Source organism: Microbacterium oleivorans (assembly GCF_001644225.1).
GTDB lineage: Bacteria > Actinomycetota > Actinomycetes > Actinomycetales > Microbacteriaceae > Microbacterium > Microbacterium gawkjiense.
Genome location: NZ_LSTV01000005.1, coordinates 31,892 through 47,820, shown reverse-complemented (window position 1 = coordinate 47,820; position 15,929 = coordinate 31,892). Strand labels below are relative to the sequence as shown.

At 70.7% G+C, this 15,929-nt stretch carries 17 protein-coding genes; 6 read left to right on the top strand and 11 right to left on the bottom strand.

Features of this window, described 5'->3' with window-relative positions:
* The first annotated feature begins 193 nt into the window (after positions 1-193).
* A complete protein-coding gene (locus AYL44_RS11905; protein ID WP_064003518.1) occupies positions 194-1,096 on the top strand; it encodes an aldose 1-epimerase family protein in 903 nt (300 codons plus the stop codon).
* A 3-nt stretch (positions 1,097-1,099) separates the two neighbouring features.
* Here the strand turns inward: AYL44_RS11905 and AYL44_RS11900 are convergent, their stop codons facing one another.
* The 3 genes from AYL44_RS11900 to AYL44_RS11890 form a co-directional block, all read right to left on the bottom strand.
* Positions 1,100-4,423, bottom strand: coding sequence for an efflux RND transporter permease subunit (locus AYL44_RS11900; RefSeq protein WP_064003517.1), 3,324 nt, complete (start codon positions 4,421-4,423; stop codon positions 1,100-1,102).
* Between the two features lie 86 nt (positions 4,424-4,509).
* Complete coding sequence (locus AYL44_RS11895) at positions 4,510-5,472, bottom strand: DNA topoisomerase IB (RefSeq protein ID WP_197471653.1); 963 nt, start codon at positions 5,470-5,472, stop codon at positions 4,510-4,512.
* A 1-nt stretch (position 5,473) separates the two neighbouring features.
* Positions 5,474-5,743, bottom strand: a complete 270-nt coding sequence (locus AYL44_RS11890) for a DUF7218 family protein (protein WP_064003516.1) — start codon at positions 5,741-5,743, stop codon at positions 5,474-5,476.
* Positions 5,744-5,928: 185 nt separating this feature from the next.
* On the opposite strand from AYL44_RS11890, the gene AYL44_RS14715 reads away from it, so the two are divergent.
* Complete coding sequence (locus AYL44_RS14715) at positions 5,929-6,087, top strand: hypothetical protein (RefSeq protein WP_164499361.1); 159 nt, start codon at positions 5,929-5,931, stop codon at positions 6,085-6,087.
* 100 nt (positions 6,088-6,187) lie between these two features.
* Here the strand turns inward: AYL44_RS14715 and AYL44_RS11885 are convergent, their stop codons facing one another.
* Entirely contained in the window at positions 6,188-6,946 is a 759-nt protein-coding gene (locus tag AYL44_RS11885; protein ID WP_064003940.1) for a MerR family transcriptional regulator, read from the bottom strand.
* Between the two features lie 136 nt (positions 6,947-7,082).
* Between AYL44_RS11885 and AYL44_RS11880 the strand changes: the two genes are divergently transcribed.
* Positions 7,083-7,934 (top strand): DUF4097 family beta strand repeat-containing protein, encoded by an 852-nt coding sequence (locus AYL44_RS11880; protein WP_064003515.1) that lies wholly within the window; start codon positions 7,083-7,085, stop codon positions 7,932-7,934.
* Between the two features lies 1 nt (position 7,935).
* The gene (locus AYL44_RS11875) at positions 7,936-8,538 is read left to right on the top strand and encodes a PadR family transcriptional regulator (RefSeq protein ID WP_064003514.1); all 603 of its coding nucleotides are present in this window, start codon (positions 7,936-7,938) and stop codon (positions 8,536-8,538) included.
* Between the two features lies 1 nt (position 8,539).
* On the opposite strand, the gene AYL44_RS11870 is transcribed toward AYL44_RS11875, so the two are convergent.
* Positions 8,540-9,100 (bottom strand): universal stress protein, encoded by a 561-nt coding sequence (locus AYL44_RS11870; RefSeq protein WP_064003513.1) that lies wholly within the window; start codon positions 9,098-9,100, stop codon positions 8,540-8,542.
* Positions 9,101-9,246: 146 nt separating this feature from the next.
* Between AYL44_RS11870 and AYL44_RS11865 the strand changes: the two genes are divergently transcribed.
* The gene (locus AYL44_RS11865; RefSeq protein ID WP_064003512.1) at positions 9,247-9,456 is read left to right on the top strand and encodes a DUF3073 family protein; all 210 of its coding nucleotides are present in this window, start codon (positions 9,247-9,249) and stop codon (positions 9,454-9,456) included.
* A 16-nt stretch (positions 9,457-9,472) separates the two neighbouring features.
* Here AYL44_RS11865 and AYL44_RS11860 read toward each other — a convergent pair whose 3' ends face one another.
* Genes AYL44_RS11860 through purM form a run of 3 tightly spaced genes read right to left on the bottom strand, consistent with a single transcriptional unit; the run spans position 9,473 to position 13,315 of the window.
* Complete coding sequence (locus AYL44_RS11860) at positions 9,473-10,705, bottom strand: MFS transporter (protein ID WP_064003511.1); 1,233 nt, start codon at positions 10,703-10,705, stop codon at positions 9,473-9,475.
* An 18-nt stretch (positions 10,706-10,723) separates the two neighbouring features.
* Positions 10,724-12,187: an amidophosphoribosyltransferase gene (gene purF, locus AYL44_RS11855; RefSeq protein ID WP_064003510.1), complete on the bottom strand. Its 1,464-nt coding sequence runs from the start codon at positions 12,185-12,187 to the stop codon at positions 10,724-10,726.
* A 9-nt stretch (positions 12,188-12,196) separates the two neighbouring features.
* On the bottom strand, positions 12,197-13,315 hold the full coding sequence (purM, locus tag AYL44_RS11850) for a phosphoribosylformylglycinamidine cyclo-ligase (RefSeq protein ID WP_064003509.1): 1,119 nt from the start codon (positions 13,313-13,315) through the stop codon (positions 12,197-12,199).
* An 88-nt stretch (positions 13,316-13,403) separates the two neighbouring features.
* Between purM and AYL44_RS11845 the strand changes: the two genes are divergently transcribed.
* Positions 13,404-14,015: a hypothetical protein gene (locus AYL44_RS11845; protein WP_064003508.1), complete on the top strand. Its 612-nt coding sequence runs from the start codon at positions 13,404-13,406 to the stop codon at positions 14,013-14,015.
* 7 nt (positions 14,016-14,022) lie between these two features.
* Here the strand turns inward: AYL44_RS11845 and AYL44_RS11840 are convergent, their stop codons facing one another.
* The 3 genes from AYL44_RS11840 to AYL44_RS11830 all read right to left on the bottom strand — a co-directional run bounded on the left by AYL44_RS11840 (position 14,023) and on the right by AYL44_RS11830 (position 15,846).
* Positions 14,023-14,343, bottom strand: a complete 321-nt coding sequence (locus tag AYL44_RS11840) for a hypothetical protein (protein WP_064003507.1) — start codon at positions 14,341-14,343, stop codon at positions 14,023-14,025.
* Between the two features lie 22 nt (positions 14,344-14,365).
* On the bottom strand, positions 14,366-15,043 hold the full coding sequence (locus AYL44_RS11835) for an HtaA domain-containing protein (RefSeq protein ID WP_197471652.1): 678 nt from the start codon (positions 15,041-15,043) through the stop codon (positions 14,366-14,368).
* 128 nt (positions 15,044-15,171) lie between these two features.
* Complete coding sequence (locus AYL44_RS11830) at positions 15,172-15,846, bottom strand: hypothetical protein (protein WP_064003505.1); 675 nt, start codon at positions 15,844-15,846, stop codon at positions 15,172-15,174.
* Between the last annotated feature and the right edge of the window lie 83 nt (positions 15,847-15,929).

The window sequence follows — 15,929 nt, the reverse complement described above, 5'->3', positions numbered from 1 at the left end:
GCGCACGCACGGTGAGACCCGGACTTCCGTCGGCCGGGGGCCATTCCAGTTACTGGTTCCGACACCACGGAGCGGGTGTCGAGATCGGCCCCGAGGACTACACAGGATGCCCGCGCACAGCGCGGTGTCCTCCGCCGACGGGTCCACGATACCCGGCCCACCTGGGAACCCGCCGCGCCGATACGCTGACCGCATGGCCGCCGATCCCACCGGAACCCGCTTCGCCCTCCGTGCCGCCGACGTCTCGGCCGAGATCACCGAGGTCGGTGCCGCGCTCCGCGCGTTGCGCGTCGGCGGCGTCGACCTCGTCCCGGACTACCCCGACGACGCGCCGACACCCGCGGCATCCGGCATCGTCCTGGTCCCCTGGCCGAACCGCATCCGCGACGGCCGCTGGGAGGACGACGGCGAACTCCGCCAGCTCGCGATCACCGAGCCGAAGCTCGGCAACGCGTCGCACGGGCTGCTGCGGTTCGCGTCGTACCGGGTGGAGGAGCAGACGGATGCCGCGCTCACCCTGCGGGCCGACGTCGTGCCGCAGACGGGGTACCCGTACCACCTGGCCACCCGCGTGACCTATCGCCTCGGCGAGCGCGGCATCCGGGTGACCCACGAGATCACGAACATCGGCGACGGCGACGCCCCGGTCGCCCTCGGGACGCACCCGTACTTCCGGATCTCCGACGTCGACACCGCCGACCTGGCGCTGCAGGTCGAGGCGCGGACCTGGTTCCGCCTGGACGATCAGAGCATCCCGGTCGCCGAGGAGCCGCTCGACGACGAGCACGACCTCCGCACGCCCCGACGCGTCGGCGACCTGTCGCTCGACGTCGCCTTCGCGGGACTCCCCCGCCGCGACGGACGGATCCATGCGCACCTGATCGCCCCGGACGGGCGCCGCCTCACGGTGTGGGCGGGCGAGGGATTCGAGTACGTCCAGGTCTTCACGACCGACCGCTTCCCTGGGCACGACCTGGCCGTCGCGATCGAGCCGATGACGGCGCCGGCCGACGCATTCAACTCCGGCCGGAGCCTGCGACGTCTCGCCCCCGGCGAGAGCTGGACGCTCGAGTGGGGCGCCGACCTCGTCGGCTGACCCTCACTCCTCGCGCCGCGGCTCCTCGTCGGACGCCGCCGGCTCCTCGACCGCCGACTCCTCGACCGCCGGCGCCTCGACCGCGGGCGCCTCGACCGCCGGGATCTCGATGTCCGGGGCCTCCTCGATCACGAGCGCGGTGTCGACGGCGGCCGCGCCGGTGACGGCTCCCGCCGAGGCCGCGGCATCCCGACGCGCGCGACGCGTGAGCGGCGCCTCTGTCGCGGTCGTGGCGGGCACGACGTCGCCGCGCTTCGCGGCACGACGCTCCTTGGCGCCCTCGACGAGGTTGTAGAGCGCGGGCAGCACGAGCAGGGTCAGCACGGTCGACGACACGAGTCCGCCGATCACGACGATCGCGAGCGGCTGCGAGATGAACCCGCCGTGCCCCGTGATCCCGAGAGCCATGGGCGTGAGCGCGAAGATCGTCGCGAGGGCCGTCATGAGGATCGGCCGCAGTCGGCGCGCACCGCCGGCGAGCACCGCCTCGGGCGTGGACAGACCCTTCTCGCGGTACTGGTTCACGAGGTCGATGAGGACGATCGCGTTCGTGACGACGATGCCCACGAGCATGAGCACACCGATGAGCGACGCGACGCCCAGCGGCACACCCGAGACGATCTGCAGCAGGATGGCGCCGGTCGCGGCGAACGGCACCGAGACGAGCAGCAGCACCGGCTGCCGCAGCGACTTGAAGGTCGCGACCATGACGATGTAGACGATGAGGATCGCCGCGAGGATCGCGAGCCCCAGCTGCGCGAAGGCGTCCTGCTGCTGCGTCACGACCCCGCCGATCTCGGCGTCGGCGCCCTGCGGCAGGTCGACGTCGGCGAGGGCGGCGGTGACGGCCGCGTTCGAGGCGTTCAGGTCGTCGGTGGCCGGGGTGACGGTGACGGATGCCGTGCGCTGACCGCGCTCGCTGGTGATCGACGACGGCCCCTCGGACTGCTCGACGGTTGCCACCTCGTCGAGGCGCACGAGGCCCGACGCGCTCGCGATCTCGAGCGAACGGAGCTCGTCGATCGTCTGCGGGATGTCGGCGGCCTTCAGGTACACGGTGAGCGACGCGTCGTCGATCTCGACGGTGCCGATCTGTCGCGGCTGCATCGTGTTCGACACGAGCCCGCCGACGGCGATCTCCGACAGGCCGAGCTCGGCGGCCTTGTCGCGGTCGACGGCGACCGAGACGAAGGGGAGGGATGCCGAGAGGTTCGAGTCGACCTGCTCGATCCCCCTCGCGTCCCGCAGCGCGGCGACCACCGCGTCGGTCGCGTCGCGCAGCACGCCGGCGTCCGGCGCGGTCACGTCGACCTCGATGTCGGTCGAGCCGAAGCCGCCCTGCGCCGCCGAGACGACGATCTCGCCGGCATCCGGCAGGTCGGCGACGGCCTGCTGCACGTCGGTGCGGATCTGCTCCTGGTCGGCGTCGGGGTCGGTCGTGATCGAGTAGGTGATGCCGGTGCCGCCGCCCGAGAACGCGTCGCGGAGGGCGGACCCGCTCGAGCCGATCGAGGTCTGCACCGTCTCGATGCCGTCGACGTCGAGCAGGACCTCCTCGACGCGCTTCGCGGCCGCGTCCTGGGTCTCGAGGCTCGCGGTGTCGCCGACGTTCTGCGTCACGGTGAAGGTGTTCTGCCCCGAATCGCCGAGGAAGTTGACCTTCATGAGCGGGGCGGCCAGGACGGTGCCGCCGAGCACGAGGACGGCGAGCAGCAGCGTCACCACCGAGTGCTTCAGCGTCCAGCGCAGCACCGGCAGGTAGGACTTCTGCAGGCGGCTCGGCGGCGCGGCCGGATCTTCGGGGTCGATCGCTCGACCCGCGGCATCCGTCACCGGCTTGCCCGGTCGCAGGAACCAGTACGCGAGTACGGGCACGATGGTCAGCGCGACGAAGAGCGACGCGAGCATCGCGATGGTGACCGTCAGCGCGAAGGGGCGGAAGAGCTCGCCGGTCAGGTCGCCGACGAAGGCGATCGGCAGGAAGACGGCGACGGTCGTGAGGGTGGAGGCCGTGATGGCGGCCGCGACCTCGCGGACGGCGAGGAGGATCGCCTGCAGCTTGTCGGCGCCGCCGACGTAGTGCCGCTTGATGTTCTCGATGACGACGATGGAGTCGTCGACCACACGGCCGATCGCGATCGTGAGGGCGCCGAGGGTCAGGATGTTGAGCGAGTAGCCGAAGGCCTGGATGCCGATGAACGTGATGAGCACGCTCGTCGGGATCGAGATGGCGGTGACGAGGGTCGAGCGCACCGACAGCAGGAAGATCAGGATGACGACGACCGCGAACGCGAGGCCGAGCAGGCCCTCCTGCGCGAGCGCCTCGATCGACTGCTCGATGTAGGGCGCCTGGTCGAAGACGACCGTGATCGTCGCGCCGCTGCCGATGTCGTCCTGCAGCGCGCCGATCGCGTCGCGGACGAGGTGCGAGACGTCGACCGTGTTGGCCGCGGGGAGCTTCGTGATCGACACCGTGAGCGCGGGCTTGCCGTCGACGCGCGAGATCGAGGTCACCGGGTCGGTGTCGAGGACGACGTCGGCGACGTCACCGACGGTGACCGTGCCCGCGGCGAACTGGTCGGCATCAGTGGGGACGAGCGGGAGCGCGGCGATCTCGTCGATGGAGTCGAGCTTCGTGCCGGTCTGCACGGTGAGGGTCTGGTCGCCCTCGTCGACGGTGCCGCCGGGGAACAGGACGCCGTTCTGGTCGAGCGCGTCGGTGATCGCGGTCTGCGTGTACCCGTCGGCGGCGAGCGCGGCCTGGTCGGGGGTGATCGTCACGCGCGAGGTCTGCCCGCCGACGATCTGCGCGGCGGCGACCCCGTCGAGGTCCTCGATGTCGGGGACGACGGCGGTCTCGAGCCGTGTCTGCACCTCGGTCGCGTCGTCGTATCCCGTGACGGCGAGCGCGATGACGGGGAGGTCGTCGGTCGAGAAGGCGAGGACGCTCGTGTCGAGGCCGTCGGGCAGCGTGTCGTCGATGCGGTTGATGGCCTGCAGGATCTTCTGCTCGGCGGTCGCGAGGTCGGTGCCGTAGGCGAAGGATGCCCGGATGATCGACGCGTTCGTCGTGCTCGTCGACGACGTGGACTCGAGGTCGGGGACGGCCTGGATCGCCTGCTCGATCGGCGTCGAGACGTCGTTGTTGACGACGTCGGGGGATGCGCCGGGGTAGGTGGTCAGGATCGACAGCTGCGGCAGCTGGATCGGCGGGATCAGCTCCTGCTTGAGGCTCGTGAGGGCCAGTCCGCCGAAGATCGCCGCGACGATCGTGATGAGGGCGATGAGCGCGCGGTTCTTGAGGCTCAGGACAGCGAGGTTCGACAACGGAGGCCCATTTCCACGGTGCAGGTGAGGGATGCGGGGGTGCGCGTCAGTATTTCACGGCACCCCACCCGCGGGGCTGGGAGGGGTCAGGTGAGGATGAGCGTCCGGATGGCGGATTCGGGCGACACGGTGGTGTCGAGCAGGATGCCGCGACGGTAGCGGTCGAACACGCGCGGGTCGATGTACGAGCTGCGCGCGACCGACGGGGTGTTGCCGAGCGTCTCGGCGGTCACCTTGACCGCGAGGACCTCGGCGCGTTTGAGGTCGGACTTCTTCGTCGAAGGCCCGATGCGGGCGAGGGCGTCGGCGGCGGTGATCGTGCCCCGCAGGGTGCGGAAGTCCTTCGCCGTGAACGTCCCCCCGGTCATCGACCGGACGTAGAGGTTGACGTCCCGGGGCGTGAGGGCGACGCGGCGACGCCCGCGGAGGTAGGCGAGCAGCGGCGAGCTCGGCCTGCCCGCGACGAGCAGCTCCACGGCCGCGGCGAGGTCGGGGTCCTCGACCTCCATCTCCTGGCGCTGGCCGCTCTTGCCCGGGAAGCGCAGCGCGACGACGGTGCCGTCGACGACGGCGTCCCGGCGCAGCAGCGTGGTGAGGCCGCGGCTGCCGTGCTTGACGAGGTAGCGCTCGGCTCCCACGCGCGGCGCGGCGAGGTCGAGCAGCCGGAAGGCGGCGGCGAGCACGCGTTCCTGGTCGATGTCCTCGCGACGGATCGACATCGTGACGCGTCCGCGCGCCCGCGGCAGCGCCTCGGCGAGCTGCAGCGCCCGGGCGTACTTGCCCTTGTCGCGTCCTGCCGTCCACTGCGGGTGGTAGCGGTACTGCACCCGCCCCGCCTCGTCGACGCCGGTCGCCTGGATGTGCCCGTTCGGGTCGGAACAGATCCACACGTCCTGCCACGCGGGCGGCAGGACGAGGGCGCGCACGCGGTCGGCCTCCGCCTTGGGGAGGGGATCGCCGTCGGCATCCACGTACCGGAAGCCGGTCCCGGAGCGCAGCCGGCGATAGCCGACGTCGGTGCCGGGCCGCACCCGCTTGAGCCGTGGCACGTCAGTGCGACCGGAGCATGTCGATGAGGTCGGCCTTGCGGGCGTGGGAGTACCCACGGATGCCGAGCTCCTTCGCGCGTCCGCGGAGGTCGGCCACGGTCCAGTCCTCGTAATCGCCGGACTCGCCGCCCCGGCGACCAACCGCGCCGCGTCCATCGCGCGCGGCCGCGTTCGAGATGCGGGCCGCTTTCTCCTTCGACGCGCCGTCCTTGCGGAGCTCTTCGTAGAGCTCGGGGTCCTTCAGGCTGTTCGAGCCACGTCCTGCCGGCATGATGCACCCGCCTCACATGATCGCCGCGGACAGGGATCGCCCGCGTCCGGCCACGTTATGTCACCGGCCGCTGCGCCTGTCAAGGGCCTCATCCGGCTGAGAGAACGCTGATAGCAATGTGTACGACGCACACCCGCGTCACCCCCGCTCCGGCGGACAACGGAGACAAACAGAGGGAGCCTCCAATGAACCTCGCACTCATCATCATCATCGTGATCGCCATCGTGCTGGCGATCGTGGGTGGCATCACGGAAGGTCTCCAGTTCCTGCTCTGGGTGGCCATCATCGTGGGTGTCATCGCGCTGATCGCCTTCTTGCTGCGAGTCCTCCGCAAGAACACCTGATCGTCTGACGCGCACCCCCAGGCGCGTCAGCGGCGCTCGCCCCCACGAGCGCATCGAGGCCCCCTCCCGATCTCGGTCGAGGGGGCCTCGTCACGTCGGCTCACGACCGGTCGAGGTGGTGGCGGAGCGCGTCGCGGACGAACGTCGCGCCCGCAGCGCCGCCGTAGTTCGCGCCGAAGCGGTCGTCGGCCACGTACATGTCGGCGAGGCCGAGCACGTAGCCGCGGAGGTCGCCGCCGTCGGCGGCGGGCGTTCCGGGGATGCTCTGCAGCCACGCGATGTGCCGCGCGGCGAGCTCCTGCGCCTCGTCGGAATCGGGACGGATGCCGCGGCCCGCCGCGTCGCTCCAGTCGGAGGTCAGCTGCGCGCTGCGCTCCATCCAGCCCTTCTTCTCGTCGGCCGACATCCCGCGCCACCAGGCGTCGGAGCGCGCGTACGCGTCGGCGCCCCAGCGTTCGGTGACCTCCTCCCGGTGCACGGTGTGGTCGAAGCCGTCGAACATGTTCTCGGCCATGGGTTCCTCTCCTCTTCTCCTCGCGTCGAGGGTCGATGCGACGGCGGCGATCTGCCGGTCGATGCGCGCGCGTTCGGTCTCGAGCCAGCCCAGGTGGGTGGCCAGCGCCGCGGTCTCGTCGACGTCCTCGGCGAGGACCTCGGCGATGCGTGGCAGACCCAGTCCGAGCTCGCGCAGCAGCAAGATGTGCTGCAGGCGGCGCAGGGCGGCGGCGTCGTAGAACCGGTAGCCCCCGGTGCCCGTCCGCGTCGGCGGCAGGAGTCCGACCTGGTCGTAGTGGCGCAGGGTGCGGCTCGTCGTCCCCGCCAGGCGGGCGAGTTCCTGGATCGACCATTCGCGCGTCATGACGACCACGCTAAAAGTTGACGCAGCGTCAAGGTCAAGTGCTCGCCGCACAGGGGTCTCGACAACTCGAGATATATCGTGTTACCGTACCTGCAACGCGATATATCTTGATTCGCGATCGACCGCAGGAGACAACATGACTCTCGAGAAGTGGCTGGTCCAGCCCGGGGAGACCCGCGTCATCGACCTCGACGGCATCCGTCGACTCAAGGTGGGACTCGTCGGCGGACAGATCGACGTCGTCGCCCACGACGAGCCCGGCGTCCGCATCGAAGTGCACTCCGTCACGCAGAAGGAACTGCGCATCGAAGCCCGTGACGGTGCAGTGGAGATCGACCACGCACAGCTGCGCTGGGACAACTTCCTGTCGTCGTTCCGCAACTTCGGCAGCGGCGGACCGCAGGCGGAGGTGAGCATCGCGGTTCCGCGCGAGATCGCCCTCACCCTCGGCGTCGTCAGCGCGAGCGCGCTCGTGGCGGGGCTCGTCACCGACGCGAAGCTCAACACCGTGTCGGGTGACATCATCGTCGACGGCCTGACCGGCGACGTGACGGTGAACTCGGTCTCGGGCGACGTGCAGATGCGCGACCTCACCGGCACGCTCAACGCCAACGCGGTCTCGGGCGCGATCACCGCGGCCGGCACGATCCGCACCGCGTACGCCGACACCGTCAGCGGCGCCGTCCTCATCGACTCGGCCGGACCCACCCAGAACGTCTCGTTCAACACGGTCAGCGGCGCCGCGACCCTGCGCCTCGACGAGGCCGTGGCGGCGAAGTACACCCTGCGCACGGTCAGCGGGAAGCTGAGCGTCGACGGGATCGACCGGTCCCAGAGCGGGATCGGCTCGACGTACTCCGGATCGGTGGGCGAGCTCAGCGGCTCGTTCGCGGAGGTCCGCGCCAACACCGTCTCGGGCGACGTCTCCGTCATCCGACGCGTCGCCTCGTCGATCACCGACCCGGCCCCCGCGGCAGAGGAGTACTGAGATGCCCCCCGTCTTCTCCCACGGCGACCTGCGCCTCTACCTGCTGAGTCTGCTCGACGAGGCGCCGCGCCACGGGTACGACCTCATGCAGGCACTGTCCGACCGCACCGGCGGCACGTACACCCCCAGCGCCGGCACGATCTACCCCCGCCTCTCGAAGCTCGAGGAGGACGGTCTCGTCACCAAGACCGTCGACGGCCGCAAGACCGTCTACGAGATCACGGATGCCGGTCGCGCCGAAGTGGCGTCGCGCTCGGGCGACCTCGCGGGTATCGAGGCCGGCCTCGCGGACAGCGTCCGTCTCATCGCCGACGAGGTGCGCGCGGGCGTGCGGGAGGCCATGCGCAGCCTGCAGGCCGACCTGGCCGCGGCATCCGCTGCGCCGAGCCGACCCGCGGCGCCCTCATCTGCCGACCCACGCGCGGCGGCACGCGAGCAGGTGCGACGGGCCGACGAGCTGCTCGCCGAGTTCCGTGCCGGTCTGCGAGCCGACCTGCGCGGTCACGTCGCCCGCGGCGGCGACCTCGCGGCATCCGTCGTCGACGACCTGAAGACCGCGCTCGACGAGACGGCCGAGGCCGTCCGGCGCGCGATGCGCAGCTGACTCAGCCGCCGGGCCAGAGCTCCTCGGGCCAGTCCTGCCGGTCGCGCCACGGGTCCTCGTCGTCCTTCACGGGCTCCCCCAGGGGGACGACGAGGACGGGGCGCGGCTGCCGGTGCGCGAGGCGTGCCGCGACCGACCCCGTGAAGAACTCCCGGATCGAGTCGCCGATGCCGCGCTTGCGCGTGCCGACGACGATGAGACGCGCCTCGGTGCGCTCGGCGAGGTCCTTCATCGCCAGCGCCGGGTCGCCCGCCAGCATCTCGAGCGACCACGCGACGTCGATGCCCGACAGCGCCGCGGTGGCCTGGTCGCGCAGCTGGGCCTCGAGCGCCTCGCTCGGGATCGCGTCGAGGTTGATCGGCGCCGTGTGGACGTAGCCGTCGGGATCCTCGTACGAGACGAACCGGGTGATGTCGACGTGGGCGATCAGCAGGGCGGCGCCGTGGAGCCGGGCGTACTGCGCGGCTTCGCGGAGGACGCGGGCCGGCTGCCCGGGCACGATCCCCGCGATCACGGGGCGATGCGGACGGCGGGTCTGCGGCTGCGATACGGCATCGGACATGTCGGATCACCCTTCCTGGATCCCCGCCGCGAGGGCGGTGGGAACGCTCCGTGGTACCCTGAATGCTACTCTTCCCGGCCACTGCCGGACTGTGACTCGTCGGGCTGCCGGACCAAGCCCGCACTCGTGAAATGAGGGGGTTACGCATGGGGCGTGGCCGTCAAAAGGCGAAGAACACCAAGATCGCCCGTGAGCTGAAGTACGACACGTACAGCTTGAACATCAACGCGCTCGAGCGTGAGCTCGGCGCGCCCGGTGACGAGCAGTACGAGGACAAGTGGGCCGACCAGTACGCCGACGAGGACGACGAAGAAGACCCGTCGGCCGCGGCCCCGGCATCCTTCGAGAAGGCCTGACCTCTCGCTCGTCCGCTCACCACGAACCGTGGCGCTGTTCCCACTCCTGTTCGACCGTCTTCCGTCGCGCGATCACGACGCCCGCCGGCACGGCGAGCAGTGAGATCGCGAGGAGCATGACCAGCGGCACCGTCCATGATCCCGTCGCATCGTGGATGAGGCCGACCCCGATCGGCATCAGCATCGTCACGCCGTAACCCAGGCTCTGCGCGAACGAGCTCAGCGCGACCGTCGCGTCGTGCGTGCGCGTGCGCAGCCCGACGGACGTCAGGACGAGCGGGAACAGCAGCGGCAGGATGCCCAGCAGAGCGACCCAGAGCCAGGGGGCGGATGCCGGGGCCACCAGCAGCCCGCCGGCGCCGAGCACCCCCGAGGCCGAGGCGACGATGAACAGCGGCAGCACGACGCCCCGCCGGGCGACGAGCACCGGCACGACGAGCGACGCGGGCAGCCCGATCAGCGCGAAGAGCGACAGCAGCGTGCCGGCGACCTGCGGCGTCACGCCCGCCGTGTCGACGAGGATCTTCGGCAGCCACGCGAACGACGTGTAGGCGACGGCGCTCGAGACGAAGAAGGTGACGGCGAGCGCCCAGGCGGTGGGCAACCGCCACATCCGCCCGAACACGCGTGTGCTCACGGGTTCGAGGTCCACCTCGGCGAGGGCGGCGCGGCGGGCGCGCAGCGCGAGCACGATCCAGGGGGCGAGCCCGGCCAGGGCGAAGACCGCCCAGAGCCCCAGCGACGTGCGCCACCCCGCGGCATCCGCCACGGGCACCGCGACCAGCGGAGGCACGAAGGTCGAGATCGCCATCATCGTCGAGTAGACCGTGGTCATCAGGCCGATGCGGTCGGGGAAGTACTTCTTGACCAGCGCGGGCAGGAGCACGTTGCCGACCCCGACCCCGGCGAACACGAGCGCCGAGCCGAGCAGCAGCCCGTACGCGTCGCCGGCGGCGGCGCGCGCCACCAAGCCGAGGGCGACGGCGCCGAGTGCGACGAGCGTGGTCCGCTCGAGCCCGAAGCGGCGCTCGAACCCCGAGGCGAGGAGGCCGAACACCGCGAAGCACAGCGGGGGCACGGTCCCGATCAGGCCGAGCACCGCGGCGGGAAGGACGAAGTCCTCGCCGATCGCATCGAACAGCGGCGAGAGCGACGCGACCGCCGAGCGCAGCGAGAACGCGAGCAGGACGATGCCGACGAGGGCGAGGATCCGACCCCGACGCACGGCGAGGGGATCGGGGGACGTCACCGATTCAGCCTAGGCGGCTCAGGACTCCTGGGTGCCTTCGACCCACGCGAGGTACTCGTCGCTCACCGTGCCGGTGACGTACCGACCGTCGAAGCAGCTCATGTCGAGGTCCTCGACGTCGGGCGCACCCTCGAGGATCGCCGCCTTCAGGTCGTCGATCTCCTGGTACACGAGGTAGTCGCACCCGAGCTCCTCGGCGATTTCGGGGATCGTCCGGTTGTACGCAACGAGCTCGTGACGCGAGGGCATGTTGATGCCGTACACGTGCGGGAAGCGGATGGGAGGGGCGGCCGAGGCGAACGTCACCGAGGTGGCCCCGGCATCCCGTGCCATCTGGATGATCTCGCGCGAGGTGGTGCCGCGCACGATCGAGTCGTCGATGAGGAGGACGTTCTTGCCCTTGAACTCGGTCGACATCGCGTTGAGCTTCTGGCGCACGCTCTTCTTGCGGATCGCCTGGCCCGGCATGATGAACGTCCGGCCGATGTAGCGGTTCTTGTAGAAGCCCTCGCGGTACTCGATGCCCAGCTTGCGCGCGACCTGCATCGCGGCGGGACGTGAGGAGTCCGGGATCGGCATGACGACGTCGATCGAACCCTCGGGGGTGTACTTCGCGATCGTGTCGGCGAGGCGCTCGCCCATGCGGAGGCGGGCCTCGTAGACCGAGATGCCGTTCATGACCGAGTCGGGACGGGCGAGGTAGACGTACTCGAACGAGCAGGGCACGAGCTTCGGGTTCGGCGCGCACTGCTTCGTGAAGAGGTTGCCGTCGAGATCGATGAAGACCGCCTCGCCGGGCTCGACGTCGCGGACGACCTCGAAGCCGCCGTTCTCGAGGACGAGCGACTCGGAGGCTACGGTCCACTCGTACCGGCCGTTCTCGGCCCGGCGGGTGCCGAGGATCAGCGGACGGATGCCGAAGGGGTCGCGGAAGGCGAGCAGACCGTACCCGGCGATCAGGGCGATGGCGGCGTACGAGCCCTCCACGCGCTGGTGCACGCGCGTGACGGCCTCGAAGATCTGCTCGTGGTCGAGCTCGAGCCCCGAGATGACGGCCTGCAGCTCGTTCGCGAGGACGTTGACGAGCAGCTCGGTGTCGGAGCTCGTGTTGAGGTGGCGGCGGTCGGTGCGGAAGAGCTCCTCGGTGAGCTCGCGCGTGTTCGTGAGGTTGCCGTTGTGGACGAGGACGATGCCGTACGGGGCGTTCACGTAGAACGGCTGCGCCTCCTCCTCGTTCGAGGCGGTCCCCTTCGTCGCGTACCGGACGTGGCCGAGGCCGATCGTGCCGAGGAGCGAGCGCATGTCACGGGTGCGGAACGCCTCGCGCACCATCCCGCGGTTCTTCGCGATGTGGAAGATGCCACTCGACTCCGCTGTCGCGATGCCGGTCGAGTCCTGCCCGCGGTGCTGCAGCAGCAGCAGTGCGTCGTAGACCTCCTGGTTGGCGGGTCCCTGTCCGACGACGCCGACGATTCCGCACATGGGTGTAGCTCAGTCCGTTTCTGCGTAGGAGCCGACGAGACGGACCGCGCCGCCGTCGACGCCCTTCGCGCCCTGCTCGTAGTCGCCGGCCGGCAGTGCCGCATCCGACACCGTCCCGACCTGCCAGGTGTGGATGCCCTCCGCGGAGAGGGTGGATGCCGCGGCGTCGGCGGCCTCGGCCGACACGACGGCGAGGAAGCCGATGCCGAGGTTCCAGGTGCCCTCGGTCTGCTCGAGCGACAGCCCGCCGATGTCGGCGAGGACGCGGAAGACGGGAGGGGGCGACCACGTGGCGCGGTCGACGTCGACCCACGTGCCGACGGGCAGCACGCGGGCGAGGTTGGCCGCGATGCCGCCGCCGGTGACGTGGCTGAGGGAGTGGATGGCGCCCGGGTGCGCGTCGATCGCGCGCAGCAGCGGCGACGTGTAGAGGCGCGTCGGCTCGAGGAGCTCCTCGCCCCACGTGCGACCGAAGTCGGCGGCGTTGTCGCCGTACCCGATGCCGGCGTTCGCGATGATGTGGCGGATCAGCGAGTAGCCGTTGGAGTGGGGACCGCTCGAGGCGAGCGCCAGCACGACGTCGCCCGAACGCACCCGGTCGGCGCCGAGGACGGCATCCGCTTCGACCACTCCCGTCGCCGCTCCCGCGACGTCGTAGTCGTTGACGCCGAGCAGGCCCGGGTGCTCGGCCGTCTCGCCGCCGACGAGCGCCGTGCCGGTCGCGGCGCAGCCGTCGGCGATGCCGCGGACGATGTCGGCGATGCGCTCGGGGAAGACCTTGCCCGTCGCGATGTAGTCCGTCAAGAAGAGCGGCTTCGCGCCGACCACGACGATGTCGTCGACGACCATGCCGACGAGGTCCTGGCCGATCGTGTCGTGCTTGTCGAGGGCCTGCGCGATGGCGACCTTCGTGCCGACGCCGTCGGTCGAGGTCGCGAGCAGGGGCTTCGTGTACCCGAGGAGGGCCGAGGCGTCGAAGAGGCCGGCGAAACCGCCGACGCCGCCGAGGACTTCGGGGCCCTGGGTGCGACGGACGGCCGATTTCATCAACTCGACGGCGAGATCCCCCGCCGCGGTGTCGACGCCGGCAGCGGAGTAGGGATCGGTGGGAGTCGAGGCCACCCGCACAGCCTACCGGCCCCCGGACGCCGCCTGCCTCCGCCGCGGAGGCGACGCGGAGCGGACGGGGACCACAGGCGAGCCATAGGATGGCGCCATGAGCGGGGCTGAGCGGCCCGAATGGGTGGTGCGGGAGGACGCGAGTACGACGGTGCTCGTCGCCTTGTTCGTGCGCCAGGCACTCGGCATCCGTGCCCCCGAAGAGCTGCCCCACCTGCGGGGAGCCCCCGCGGCACCGCCCGCCGGCGATGACGACGACGCCCGCCTGCTGCAGCGGCAGTGGCTCGCGTACTGGGCGATGGCGGTCGAACCGCAGGCGCACCCCTCCCCCGTGCCCCTCGATCTCGTCGACGGCTACGAGACGCTCGCCGTGCTCCCCGTCGACGGTTTCGACGAGCTGCGCGCCGCCATGGCGCCGCTCGCCGACGATGCCGTCGCCTTCGCGCGGTGGGCCGCCGATCGCTACACGATGCAGGCGCGGGCCGGATCGGCGAGCAGCTACCGGGCCTACGCGAGCGCGATCGCCGAGCACGAGCGCCGCGTCGGCCGCCGGGCGCACTCGTTCGAGCTGAACGTGCAGGTGCTGCCGCTCACGCAGCGCGGGGTCTGGTGGATCGGCTCGCTGACGATCGCCGTGACCGACGGCCTGCGCGGTGACGTCGCGGCGTTCGATCCGGCGATCCAGCCGATCATCGCCGAGCTCGCCTGAGGCGGGCTCAGTCCTCGGAGCCCTCGACGCGCTCGCGCTCGATGCGCACGGTGCGGTGCTTCTTGCCGAGTACTCGGTCGAAGACGAGCGCGACGACCGCACCGACCGCGATGCCGGCGGGCACGCACCACAGCAGCAGGAAGCCGAACACCTGGCTCTGCGAGTACCGCGCTCCCGTGCTCTCGCTGATCGCTCCGTCGCCGAACGCGAACGTCAGGATGAGGGCGACGAGGATGCCGAGGGCCGCCCCGACGGCGAAGAAGGCCGCGAACCGCGGGGTGCGCCGCAGCTCGGCGGACTCGACGTGCGTTTCGGAGTGCTCGGCCATGCTTCCATTGTCCACCCCCGCCTCAGGGGAGCGGGTCGCCGACGGTCTCCGGCTGGGCGGCGCGGGCGCTGTTGCGCTTGCGCCGCTGGACCGATCCGACGGCGAGGACGACCGTCACGGTCGCGGCGATCCCGACGACGATGAGCGGGACGAGGATGCCGGAGGCCGCGGCATCCTGCTCCTCCTCCTCGACGACCGCCGTGTCGGCGATCGTGGTGCAGTCCGCGGTCACGGTGAGATCGAGGTCCCCGAGGGTGCCCGCCCAGAGCAGGTCGGAACCGTCGGCGGTCGCGTCGGTCTGCGCGTCGACGCCGTCGAGGTTGATGGTGTCGCCCGATTCCGAGACGGCGACGGCGCGGAGGTCGACCTCGGCGAGCGCCGCCTGCGGGATCAGTTCCGTCCCCTCGGGCTGCACGTCGAACAAGAGGGTGCCCGAGCCGCCGTCGATCACGAGGGTCGGGGCGGACAGCGTCGTCTCGACGCCCGCGGCGCTCGTGTAGGCGACGGTCCCGTCGAAGCTGAGGCTGCCGGACGGGCGGACCGGCTCGAGCACGCCGGCGCCGCCGTCGAACGTGAGGGCGGCGTCGGCGGCGGTGACGGAACCCGTCGGCTGCACGTCGGCGGCACCGGCATCCCACAGGACCTTCGCCTCCGTCACCGTGCAGGTGCGGGGGGCGGCGTGAGCGGGGAGAGCTGTCACGGGAAAAAGGACTGCCCCCAGGGCGATCGCGAGGATCGCCGAACGCGCGTTCACCCCGAGGTGTCGTGCCTGCATGCGGTTCCTCTCCGCAGGAGATCGTACCGGCGGGGTGGGTGCGGAGAGCGCGACTAGAGGAGCGGGGGCTCCGCGGCGGCCATGCGCTGCTCGATCCGCGCAATGCAGTCGACCGCTTCGGCGACGGTGATGCCGCTGATGATCTCGAACTCCTCATCACCGATCGCGCCCCGAGCGGCCGCGAGTGCGGACTCGAACACGCGCAGCTCGCGCAACGACAGCAGCAGGTCGGTGTCGGCCGGTTCGGGGGCGCCCTCGAGCCGGAACCCGCCGATCTCGTCGAGCGGTCCGATGAGCGCGTCGATACGGCTGTAGACGCGTTCCCCGGTCAACTCGAGCCCCGGGATGTCCGACTCGTCGGCCGGAACCACGCTGGTGCATGTCCGCAGGATGACGGCGAGAATCTCCATCTCGTCCGGTGTCGGCGCAGCGTTGAGAGCGGAACGGAGTTCTTCGATCATCTCGGCTTTCATGGCTTCGGCACTCGGCCAGTGATTCCAGACGTCCGCGGGTGCCGCTTCGATGGTGTCGAGCCCCTCCTTCAGGTGAGCGCGAGAGAAGTAGCCGTAGTGCATGTCGAAACCTCTCGCGGCGGAGAGGAAGACACGCGGGTGTCGGTCGTGCAGCAGGGAGAAGAGCATCTCCAGGTGTGCCCGCGACGGGTACACCTGCTCGGAGACGATCCACGCCGCCTCGGTGCGCAGCCACCAGAATCTCGACCCGCCCATGATTCGGACCGCTCGATCCGCCGCCCTGTTCTCCGGGTTCACATTGAGGGCGTCGGATACGACGTTCACGAAGCTTCCGAGAA